General features: G+C 65.8%; 4 protein-coding genes and 1 pseudogene. 3 read left to right on the forward strand and 2 right to left on the reverse strand.

Going from position 1 to position 11,864, the window contains the following annotated elements; all coding sequences use genetic code 11:
- Positions 1 to 13: 13 nt before the first annotated feature.
- Together ACP7AD_RS05970 and ACP7AD_RS05975 are read right to left on the reverse strand one after the other, a co-directional pair.
- Complete coding sequence (locus ACP7AD_RS05970; RefSeq protein ID WP_426145508.1) at positions 14 to 1,810, reverse strand: alkaline phosphatase D family protein; 1,797 nt, start codon at positions 1,808 to 1,810, stop codon at positions 14 to 16.
- Between the two features lie 123 nt (positions 1,811 to 1,933).
- Positions 1,934 to 2,920, reverse strand: a complete 987-nt coding sequence (locus ACP7AD_RS05975; RefSeq protein ID WP_426145510.1) for an MDR family oxidoreductase — start codon at positions 2,918 to 2,920, stop codon at positions 1,934 to 1,936.
- Between the two features lie 222 nt (positions 2,921 to 3,142).
- Here ACP7AD_RS05975 and ACP7AD_RS05980 point away from each other — a divergent pair, with 222 nt between their 5' ends.
- From ACP7AD_RS05980 to ACP7AD_RS05990, 3 genes and pseudogenes are all read left to right on the forward strand, one after another.
- Positions 3,143 to 9,166 carry a DUF3320 domain-containing protein gene (locus tag ACP7AD_RS05980; protein WP_426145511.1) on the forward strand — a complete coding sequence of 2,008 codons (6,024 nt, stop codon included), beginning with the start codon at positions 3,143 to 3,145 and terminating at the stop codon, positions 9,164 to 9,166.
- A 212-nt stretch (positions 9,167 to 9,378) separates the two neighbouring features.
- Positions 9,379 to 11,394 carry an ExeM/NucH family extracellular endonuclease gene (locus ACP7AD_RS05985; protein ID WP_426145512.1) on the forward strand — a complete coding sequence of 672 codons (2,016 nt, stop codon included), beginning with the start codon at positions 9,379 to 9,381 and terminating at the stop codon, positions 11,392 to 11,394.
- Positions 11,395 to 11,431: 37 nt separating this feature from the next.
- Positions 11,432 to 11,794: pseudogene (locus ACP7AD_RS05990) on the forward strand (helix-turn-helix domain-containing protein); the annotation flags it as partial.
- Between the last annotated feature and the right edge of the window lie 70 nt (positions 11,795 to 11,864).

Below are 11,864 nucleotides of genomic sequence, written 5' to 3' on the forward strand. Positions count from 1 at the left end.
ACCCCGTCCCGGTTCAGGCGTAAGTCACAACGCCCGCAGCCGTCACCGTGATGGTCTTGCCTATGCTGGCGGTGTAGGTCTTTGACTTGACCGTATTGACGAACACATATTCGCCCTTGACGCTGGCTGCGGTCACCGTCATCAAGAGGTAGCCCCGGCGTTTCGTGTCGACGTAGGCAAGGTCGTCCACCAGGCCCAGGCCGGCGCCGATGGCCGCCGTGCCCAGTAGCGGCACCAGCGCGGATCCGTCCAGCGAAGACGCAAGTTCGCCCAGGCCGGCGGCTTCAAATCCGGTCGAACTGACCGAACTGCCGGCAAACTCGACGCCCGCCTTCACGCCCGCGAGCGTGGTGAGCTGGGTAAACCAGCCGTTGTGCGAGTCGCCCGACAGCACCACCAGGTTTTTGTTCAGGCTTTTCACCGTGGTCAAAATCGCATCGCGCTGGGTCGGGTAGCCGTCCCAGGCATCCAGGTTGTACGGCAGGGTCGGGTTGATCGCCGGATTGAGCAGGGCGGCCTGCGTCGGCGTCAGCGCCCCCGGGCCAGCGGCTGCGCGCGTGGTCTTGGCGGTCAGGTAATCGTTGATGGCGGCTGTGACATCGGCCAGTGTGGCCGTGGGCGGCGAGGCGAAAGCGGCCGCCTGCTTGCTCAGCACCGACGCCGGAAACCACATGCGGGCCATGATGTCCTGGTTGCCCAGGAACTGCCAGGTGGCGGTGGATGCCGTCAAGCCGGCGGTCAGCCAGTCCTGCTGCGCGGTGCTGATCATGCGGCGCGAGGCGTCGGGCCGCACGCCGCCCACAGGGGTCAGACCCGTGATGTAGCGCGTGATGCCGCCATCACGGTCGCCGAAGTTGTCGTACTGGCGGTCGCGGCCCTCAATGCGGGTGTCGAGCATGTGCAGCGACAGCAGCTTGCCGAAATCGAAGTGGCGGTAAATCTTCAACAGGTTGGCCGTGTCGGCCGTGCGGATCGGCAGCCACTCGTGGTATGCCTTGGCGGCTGCAGCCTTGCGCACGGCCCAGTCGCCCTGGGTGGCTGGGTTGTGGTTTTCGGCGCCATCTTTATAGGCGTTGTTGGCGAATTCGTGATCGTCCCAGATCGTGATCCACGGCATCTTGGCATGCAGCGCCTGCAGGTCGGCGTCCGACTTGTACTGCGCATGGCGCTGGCGGTAGTCGGCCAGGCTGGCGATGTCATTGGCCGGAATCGCTACGCGGCCCAGCGCCACGGCGTCCTGGTTGCCGTATTTGGCCGTGTCCGAGCCATATTCATAGATGTAGTCGCCCAGGTGAAGGGCGTACTGGGCGTCTGACTTGGCCGCATCGGCATAGGCATTGAAGTAGCCTTCCGAGTACAGCGAGCAGGAGAACACGGCGAACTTGACGCTTGCCACCGACGCGGCCGGCAAGGTGCGCGTGGCGCCGACGGTGGAAGTGGTTCCGGCCGCATCGCGAAAGCGATAAAAATAACTCGCGCCAGCGGTCAAGCCCGTGGCATCGACCTTGGCGGTAAAGCCATTGGCCGGCAGCGCCTCGACCGAGCCAGAGCTGACGATGCTGGCGAAGCTGCTGTCAGTGGCCACTTGCCAGGTCAGCGGCACGGCGGCATTGCTGCCATCGACTTTGGCGTATGTCCACAGGATCACGCGATCAGACAGCGGGTCGCCGCTGGCCACGCCATAGGAGAATTGCGCCGGAGGAACGGGTGTGCTGTCGTCGCTGCCGCCGCAGGCCACGACTGAACTGCCTGCGGCTACGGCAGCTGCTGTTTTCAGCAAAAACTCACGGCGGCTGGTAACTTCTGACATGCTTCGAACTCCTGTTGTTGGAAGCGAAATTTAAAAAGAATTTTGTGTCGGCTGTGTGAAAAAGCGACTCCATGAGCTCGTGAAGCGGACGCGCATCTCTACACGTGAGTTTCTGCGCTTTTTTCAGGCGGACAAATCCACCCGGACCCGGCCGCGCACCTGGCCGGCGAGCAGGCGCGGCGCCAGTGCGGCGACCCGGTCCAGCGCAATGGTTTCGGTATTGGCTTCCAGCAGATCGGCTGGTAGTTCGCGCGCCAGACGCTCCCAGGCCGTCAGGCGCCGCGCCATCGGCGCCTGCACGCTGTCCACGCCGGCCAGGGTGATGCCGCGCAAAATGAACGGCGCCACGCTGGTCGTCAGGTCCATGCCCTGCGCCAGGCCGCAGGCGGCCACGGTGCCGCCGTATTTCAGGCTGGCGCAGACGTTGGCCAGCGTGTGGCTGCCCACGCTGTCCACGGCGGCGGCCCAGCGCTCTTTCTGCAGCGGCTTGCCCGGCGCGCTCAGCGTGGCGCGGTCGATCAGTTCGGCCGCGCCGAGCTGCTTCAGGTGCCCGGCCTCGGCCATCCGGCCAGTCGAGGCATGCACCTCGAAGCCCAGGCGGGCGAGCAGGGCGATGGCGATGCTGCCGACGCCGCCGTTCGCGCCCGTCACCAGGACCGGGCCGGCCGAGGGCGTGACGCCCCGGTCCTGCAAGGCCATGACGCACAGCATCGCGGTGTAGCCGGCCGTGCCGATGGCCATGGCCTGCCGGGCGTCCATGCCGCGGGGCATCGGCACCAGCCAGTCGGCCTTGACCCGCGCTTTTTGCGCCAGTCCGCCCCAGTGGCTTTCGCCAACGCCCCAGCCGTTGAGCAGCACCGCGTCTCCGGGCTTGAAGCGGGCATCGCGGCTGTCAAGCACGTTGCCGGCAAAGTCGATACCGGGCACCATCGGAAACTTGCGCACCACCGGCGAAGTGCCGGTGATCGCCAGGGCATCCTTGTAGTTGACGGTCGAATACGCCACATCGACCAGCACCTCGCCCTCAGGCAGCTGCGCCTCGTCAAGGGCGGTTATTTCCGCCAGCGTGGCGCCGTCCGGGTTTTTGGTCAGTAGCAGGGCTTTGAACATCTGATTTTCCTTTGTCGTCGTGACTCGATTCGTGCAAGGGTGCGCCGCCATCGTACAGCGGCCACATGGGGCTGGAGCCGGTCTGTGTTTCTTCCAGTTGCATTTGGCGCAGCCGGTTTCATGCGCCAACTCGCAGCATAATTCCGCTGTCCCCACACGCGTGGGCTGCCTCTAGAACCGGGACATTCGTCCCGTCAAAATCCCCCGAAAAGTTGAACCCTGATGAGTCGTAATTTGCACAATGAACCTGTGGCATTGGACGCCATGGCGCCGGCTGCGCCCGCTGCCCTCCGGGAACCCGCAATCCGCATCGATATCGAATCCGATGCCACCGTAGGCTATGCCTCGATACAAAATGCCGTGCCGGTCGTGCGGGCGCTGCGCCTGACCAACGGCGTGTCTGACGCGGTTCACAACCTGGAAGTGGTCATTTCATGCAGCCCGGCATTTGCCCGAGGTTTGAGCCTGCGGTTTGACAAGCTGGCCGCCGGGGAAACCCGCCGCATCGCGCCGCTGGACCTGCAGCCGGACCATGCCTTTCTGGCCAATTTGCAGGAATCGGTCCAGGCGTCCATCCGTGTTGTGGCCGAGGCCGGCGGGCAGGAACTGGCCTCTGCCGCTCAGCCGGTCCAGGTCCTGGCCTATGACCAGTGGGCCGGAACGCGCGCGCTGCCCGAACTGCTGGCGGCTTTTTGCATGCCCAACCATCCAGCGGTCGATGGCCTGATTGGCAAGGCGTCCCGGCTGCTGCGCGCCACCCACCCCGAGCTGTCGATGAACGGCTACCAGTCGAAAAGCCGCGATGTGGTTTGGAAACAGGTGTCCAGCATCTACAGCACGATCGCGGCGGAAAATCTCGAATACGTCGAGCCGCCGGCTTCCTTCGGCAGCGACGGCCAGAAAATTCGCACGCCCGACCGCATTCTGGAGACACGCGTCGCCACCTGCCTGGACTTGGCGATGCTGTTTGCCTCCTGTCTGGAGCAGGCCGGCCTGCGCCCGGTCATCCTGCTGAAGGAAGGCCATGCCTGGGTCGGCGTCTGGCTGCACCTGGCGTCTTTTGCCGATGTGCTGGTCGATGATGTGCAGGCGATTCGCAAGCGCGTCGACAGCGGCGAGTTGCTGGTGTTTGAAGCCACCGGCGTGGCCCGGCACGCCAGCCAGCGGCCTTCGCTCCGGGTCGCCATGGAGCAGGGCCATGCCCAGTTGCTCGAAGACGCCAGCTTTCGTTATGCCGTCGACATCCACCGCGCACGCGAAGCGCAGATCAGGCCTCTGCCATCGCGCGCGCTTCCCGGCGTGCCGGGCGAGGCGCTGCCCGAGGGCGCTCCGGCGGCCATCGAGGCAATGCCGCTGCTGCCGCCGCTTGACGCCGATTCGCTGGCGCCGCTCGATGCGCGCGCGGACGACACGCCCGAGGGGCGCCTGTCCACCTGGAAATCGCGGCTGCTCGACCTGACGCTGCGCAACCGGCTGCTCAATTTCAAGCCGACCAAGGCCACGCTGCAGTTCGTCGCGCCCGACCTGGCCCGGCTGGAAGACGCGTTGGCCGACGGCGCCGAGTTCAAGATCAGGCCGCTGCCCGAACTGATGGAAGGCGCCGACCCGCGCATGGCGCAGGTGCACACGCAGCGCGCAGGCAGCACGCCGCTCGACGACATGGCGCTGGAGGCCCTGGGCAACCGTGAATTGCTGGCGCGGGCGTCGAAGGACGCGCTGGACGGCAACCTGCTGGCGGTCTACAGCGCCGCCCGGACCGGGCTGGAAGAGGGCGGCGCCAACACGCTCTACCTGGCGATCGGCCTGCTGCGCTGGACCGAGGCCGACAATTCCGAGGCGGTGCACCTGGCGCCGCTGCTCCTGATTCCGGTCACGCTGCAGCGCCAGTCGGTGCGCAGCGGCTTTCGCCTGATACGCCATGACGACGAGGCCATCGTCAACCCGACGCTGCTGCACCTGCTCAAGACCAGCTTCGAGCTGAAGGTCGCCGGCCTGGAAGCGGTGCCGTCGGACGACAAGGGCGTTGACGTGGGCCAGGTGCTGCAGTCTTTCCGGCTGGCGGTGCGCGAAATTGCGCAGTGGGAAGTGCTGGAGCAGGCGCACCTGGGCATTTTCTCGTTCACCAAGTACCTGATGTGGAAGGATTTGCAGGACCGCACCGAGCAGCTCCGGCTAAACCGCGTCGTCAGGCACCTGATCGACAAGCCGGGCGAGGCCTTTGCCCGCGAAGGCACGCCCGGCGAATTCGACCGGCTCGACGCCACCCACCGCCCGCAGGACATCCTGGCGCCGCTGCTGGCCGATTCGTCGCAGCTCAAGGCAATCTGCGCGGTCGATGCCGGCCGCGACCTGGTGCTTGAAGGCCCGCCCGGCACCGGCAAGAGCCAGACCATCACCAACCTGATCGCGCACAGCCTGGCCAAAGGCAATACGGTGCTGTTCGTCTCGGAAAAGATGGCCGCACTGGAAGTCGTGCACCGGCGCCTTTCCAGCATCGGGCTGGGTCCGTTCTGCCTGGAACTGCATTCCTCGAAGGCAAAAAAGGCTGACGTGCTCCAGCAACTTGGCCAATCGCTGGCCATCAGCGCCCAGCGCACCCTTGACGACTGGGCGCGCGAGGCCGACCGGCTGGGCCAGCTGCGCCAGTCGCTCAACGGGCTGGTCGATTCGCTGCACCGGCAATACCCCAACGGCTTCACCGTTTTCGAGGCCACCGGCATCTGCATCGCGCACAGCGGCCAGGAGGCCACAAGCATGCCGTGGGCCGACCCCTTGATGCATGACCGGGCAGCGCTGTACCGGCTGGAGGAAACCGTCCGGCGCATGGCCTCGCTGGCCGGCGCGCTGCCCTCGCTTCAGGCGCATCCGCTCGCCCTCATCGGCCAGACCGACTGGTCGCCGTCATGGCAGGATGAACTGCTGGGCGCTGCCCGGTCGCTGGAGGTAGTCATCGCGTCGCTGCAGGAAAAATCTACTGCACTCGAACCCCTAACCGGACAGCCGGCCGCCGGCCTGAGCCTGCAAGCGCATGCCGCGCTGGACGAACTGGCCGATGCGCTGCTGCGGGCGCCCGGCGTGCCCGCCGGCCTGGCGGGCCAGGCGCATGAGCCGGGCGCGCGCGCGCGGGTGCATGCGCTGGCGCAGCATGGACTGGCGCGCAACCAGCATTGGCAGCAGGTCGGACCGGGCTGGACGGAACAGGTCGCTACGCTCGATGCGGCCGAGCTGCAGGCGCAATGGGCGCAGGCCCGGTCCGACTGGTGGCCCAAGTCGATGCTGGCGCAGCGGGCCATCTTCAAGCGCCTGAGCGGCTTTCGCCGCGACGGCCAGCGCCCGCTGGAGGTCGATGTGCAGGCGCTGCTGGCGCCGCTGGCGGCACTGAACCAGGAAGACCGGGCGCTGCGCGCGATGCAGCCAGACGCCGAGGCGCTGCTGCAGGAATCGTATGCCGGCCTGGCGACCGACTGGGCCAGCCTGGCCGGCCATGAGCTGTGGGCGAAGCAGTTCGCCGATGCGGTCACGCGGGTAGCCGGCGCTGACCTGGCGCGGGTCGCGCCCCTGCATCAGGCGCTGGCGCCGCTGGTGTCCAGCGGCCGGGCGGCTCTCTCCGCCGATGGCCTTGCCGGCCGCGCGTTGCTGGCGTACCGCGACGCCTGGCGTGAATTCAGCCAGCAACTGGAGGCACTGGCCGCGCTCGTCCGGCCGGTCGAACCCTTGCAAGGCCCGGCCGATGCCGGCGCCGCGCTCGCGCGAATCCGGGGCGTGCTGGCCGCATGGCAGGCCAGTTACCGGCAGCTCCAGCCCTGGTGCCTGTGGCGCCAGGTTCGCGCCCAGGCTATCGACCAGGGTCTGCAGTCGCTGGTTGCCAGCCTGGAGAGCGGCGCCGTGCCGCTGGCCGGGGCCGAATCGCATTTCAGCTACAGCTACCGCCAATGGTGGCTGAAAAAAATCATCGACCAGGACCCGCTGCTGCGCGGTTTTTCCAGCGCCGACCAAGCGCGCAAGATACGCCAGTTCCGCGAGCTTGACGCCCGCTTCCAGACGCTGACCGCGCAATACATCGTCGCCACGCTCTCTAGCCGCATTCCGTCGATTTCCGGCGATGCGGTCGGCCCCGACAGCGAACTGGGCCGCCTGCGCCGCGAGCTGCAAAAACAGCGCCGGCAGATGCCGGTGCGCCAGCTGGTCCACGGCCTGCCGACGCTGCTGCCCCGGCTCAAGCCTTGTTTGCTGATGTCGCCGCTGTCGGTGGCGCAGTACCTGGACGCTGGTTACGCGCCGTTTGACCTGGTGGTGTTCGACGAGGCCTCGCAGATTCCGGTCTGGGACGCCATCGGCGCCATCGCCCGGGGCCGTCAACTGGTGGTGGTGGGCGACCCGAAACAGCTGCCGCCAACCAGCTTTTTCAGCAAATCCAGCGACCCTGACGGTGCGGCGGGCGGCGACGAGCAGGTCGAAGACCTCGAAAGCATCCTGGACGAATGCCTGGGCGCCGGCATGAACCGCCTGAGCCTGCAGTGGCACTACCGCAGCCGCCATGAAAGCCTGATCACCTTCAGCAACGTCAACTACTACGACTCCAGCCTGGTCACCTTTCCCTCGCCGGTCACCAACGACAGCGCGGTGCGCTTCGAGCGTGTGCAGGGCGTTTATGACCGGGGCGGCAGCCGCACCAACCGGGCTGAAGCCGACGCGATCGTCGAAGGCATCAGCGCGCATTACCTGGCGCCCGAGAAAAAGCACCTGACGCTGGGCGTCGTCACCTTCAACCAGACCCAGCAACTGCTGATCGAGACGCTGGTCGATGCCCGGCGCCGCGCCAGCCCGGAACTCGACCGCGCGATCGCGGCACGCGCCAGCGAGCCGCTGTTCATCAAGAACCTGGAAAACGTCCAGGGCGACGAGCGCGACGTGATCTTTTTCTCGATCACCTACGGCACCGATGCGGCGGGCAAGACGATGATGAATTTCGGGCCGCTCAACGGCGAGGGCGGCCAGCGCCGGCTCAATGTGGCGATCTCGCGGGCACGCGAAGCCGTCGTCATCTACAGCACGCTGCTGCCCGAGCAGATCGACCTGGCCCGGGTGCGCGCCGCCGGCGTGCGCGACCTCAAGCATTACCTGGAATTCGCCATTCAGGGCTACCGCGCGCTGGCCGGCCAGAGCGTGCCGACCGGCCGCGAGCCCGACAGCCCGTTCGAGGTGGCGGTGATCCGGCTGCTGCGCGCCCAAGGCTGGGACGTGCATCCGCAGGTTGGCTGCTCGGGCTACCGGCTGGACATCGGCGTGGTCGATCCGCGCGCGCCGGGCCGCTACCTGGCCGGCATCGAATGCGACGGCGCCACCTACCATTCGGCCGCCAGCTCGCGCGACCGCGACCGGCTGCGCCAGCATGTGCTGGAAAGCCTCGGCTGGACTATTTTGCGCATCTGGTCGACCGACTGGTGGCTCAATCCGGAAGGAGAAATCGACAAAATAAGCCAGCGGTTGCAGGCGATTCTGGACCTGCCGGATGCAGCGCAGGCCGTTGAGGCGCAAGCCACCCTGCCGGCGCCGATTGTCGGCGAAGCGCAACCGGACGCGGCGACGGAAGATCCCAATGCGCAAGCCCTTGTGCCGCAGGAGCTTGACGGAGAAGCGGTTGATGCCCGCGAGGCGATGGCGGATGCGCTGGCCGGTCCGGGCCAGGCGCTTGAAATCTACCGCCCCGCGACATTGTCCGGCGGCGATCCCTTGCTGTTCCATGACGCGAGCGCGTCAGCCAGCCTGGCAGGGCATCTGGTGCTGGTGATTGATGCCGAGGGTCCGCTCACGGACGCCAACCTGTTCCGCCGGGTCGCCCGTGCCTGGGGACTGGAGCGAACCAGCACCCGGGTGGCCGAGCGGCTCAGGGCGCTGGTGCCCGATCAAATGGTTCGCACGATCGAGACGGAGGCGATTTTCTACTGGCCGGCGGGTGCCGACATCACCTCGTGGGAGCGCTTGCGCATCGCCGATGCAGGTGACGAATCGTCGCGCCGCCGCATCGACGAAGTGTGTTTGGAAGAGATTGCCGCGCTGTCGCACCACGTCCTGGGCCAGTCCGGCGCTTCGACCCGGCAGGATGTGGCCCGCTCGGTGTGCCGGCTGATCGGCATGACGCGCATTCCGGCGGATGCGCAAGCCCGAACCGATGAAGCGCTTGACCGGCTGATTGCGCTGGAGATTGCTGCGGAAATGGACGGCCGGTTGCGGCTGGCGGCGTGATGGCTATGTTGCTATGAAAAAAATAGCTGCTTGCGCAGGTGGTGATTGCGGAGAAGGCACTTTTCACTAAATTTTTTTTGGGTGGAACGCTGATAATTAGCTGATTGGCAGTTGGCTCGTGAGGAGACAGGGCGAGCAATGTTCTTCATGTGTTTGACATGTTGGACATATAAAAAAGCGCCTTCGGTTTTAACTTCAGCAAAGATATAAATATGAAAAGAGAATTGTTGGGCTCCTCGGCACTGGCCGGGCGCATTGCGCTCAGCGCGCTGGTGATTTCCCTGGCGGCTTGCGGCGGCGGTGACAACGTAGCATCGGGCGGCGAAGTTCCGGCCGTCGTTCCGCCGCCGGTCGCCGCCACCCTGCCTGCCTGCACCAGCGCGGTCCCGGCCACCGCGCCGCTCACGGCTATTTCCGCGGTTCAGGGTACTGGCAACCTCAGCCCGCTGGCCGCGCAGAACGTCACCGTGCGGGGCGTGGTGGTGGGAGAGTTTCAAAACACGGGAACGACCAGCACCCGCCTCAACGGCTTTTTTGTGCAGCAAGCCGTGCCCGATGCCGACCCGCTGACATCCGAAGGCATTTTTGTCTTTGCGCCCGACAATGCCACCCGCGTCAAGGCAGGCGACTTTGTGCAGGTCTCCGGCCTGGTCGCAGAATTCGGCCAGTCCTCCGGCGCCAGCGCCGCACCGGACAGCATCACGCAGATCACCGGAAGCACGACTGCGCCGGTCGTCATCAGCGTGTGCGGCGGCGCCGTAGCGCTGGCTGCCACGCAGGTCACCCTGCCGGCGGCAAATAGCTCAGCGCTGGAGCGCTACGAGGGCATGCTGGTTGAGTTTTCGCAAACGCTGGCCGTGACCGAGCTGTTTGAGCTGGGGCGCTTTGGCCAGATGGCGTTGGCGCTCAATGGCCGCCAGTTCCATCCCAACAACGGCAACGTAGTGGTCACCAACGCGCAAAACCTGCTGGCGCGCATTGTTCTGGACGACGGCTCTTCCAAGCAAAACCCCAACCCGATTCCCTACCTCAGCGCCCTTGACGCCACAGGCACCCGGCGCATGGGTGACCAGGTGCAAAAAGTCACCGGTGTGCTCAGCCACAATTTCGGCGCCTACCGCGTGCATCCCACGGCAGCGCCCGCCTTCGCCAATGTCAACCTGCGCCAGGCGTCGGCTCCACTGGTCAACGGCAGCCTGAAAGTGGCCAGCTTCAACGTGCTGAACTACTTCACGACCTTCACCGACGGCAAGACTGCCTCAGGCCAGACCGGCCAGGGCTGCACGCTTGGCAGCGCCAGCGTGACGTCCAGCAACTGCCGGGGCGCCAACAACCTCAACGAGTTCCAGCGCCAGCAGGCCAAAATCGTCGCGGCCATTGCCGGCCTCGACGCCGACGTGGTGGGCTTGATGGAAATCCAGAACACCGATGTCGCCACCACCAACCTGGTGGCTGCGCTCAACGCCAAGATGGGCGCCGGAACCTATGCCGCCGTCAACAGCGGAACCTTCGGCACCGATGCGATCAAGGTGGACATCCTGTACAAACCGGCCAAAGTCCAGCGCGTGGGCGGCGTCCAGTTGCCCACCGGCGCGGACCTGGCCAACTACACTGCCCCCAGCAACCGGCCACCGCTGGCGCAGCGCTTTTCAAGCGCCGGCAACAACGGCGGCTTCTGGTTTGTCGTCAACCATTTCAAAAGCAAGGGCAGCTGCCCGAGCAGCGGCGATGTCGATCTGGGCCAGGGCTGCTTCAACACCGGCCGAACCCAGCAGGCCACGGCGCTCAACAGCTTTGTTGACAAGCTCAAGGCACAAGGCGAGCAAGACGTGCTGATGATGGGCGACTTCAACAGCTACCTGCTGGAAGACCCGACCAAGGTGCTTGAAACGGCTGGCCATGAAAGCCTGCTCAAGCGCATGCCCGCCAACGACCGCTTCACCTATGTATTTGGCGGCGAGACCGGCGCGCTGGACCACGCTTACGCATCGTCCTCGCTGCGCCAGCAGGTCAGCGGTGTCGGCGTCTGGCACATCAATGCCGACGAGCCCAGCGTGCTCGACTACAACACCGACTTCAACACCGACGACCGATTTGCGCCCACGCCTTTTCGCGCATCCGACCACGACCCGGTGCTGGTCGGCCTGAGCCTGGCGCCCGATGCGGCGGTCAGCCTGCCTTTGCTGAGCGCCACGATACCGGCCAGCGCGCTGGCTGCGCAGCCCTAGTGTCGCGTCATGAGCTATGTGACGTGGACAATGGGGGATGGAACATTACAAAGTCACCTTGTCAGAGCAAGAAAGAGCCGAGCTGCAGGGCATCGCAGGCAAAGGCACGCACGCAGCCCAAAAAGTCATCAATGCCTTGATACTGCTCAACTGTGACCAATCCGGGGGCCGCGCCGAGCGCCCCCGCACCTGCGACATAGCGGCCATGCTGTGCGTGAGCGAGCGCAAGGTCGATCGGGTCAAGAAGAAGTTTGTCCAGGAAGGCCTGGAGCTGACCCTGAACCGTCAGCCCTCCAAGTGCGAGTACGACCTGAAGATTGATGGCCGCCTGGAAGCGCAGCTGCTGGCCCTGAGCTGCTCGGCGACGCCCGAAGGCCAGGCACGGTGGTCGCTGCGGCTGCGCAACACCCAGGATTCCAGTCATTTGAGCCGCTAGCGCAATGAATGCCTGCGCAGGCAGCTATCAAATC

Origin of the sequence: Polaromonas sp. DSP2-3-2b2 (assembly GCF_049895905.1) — a bacterium.
GTDB lineage: Bacteria > Pseudomonadota > Gammaproteobacteria > Burkholderiales > Burkholderiaceae_C > Polaromonas.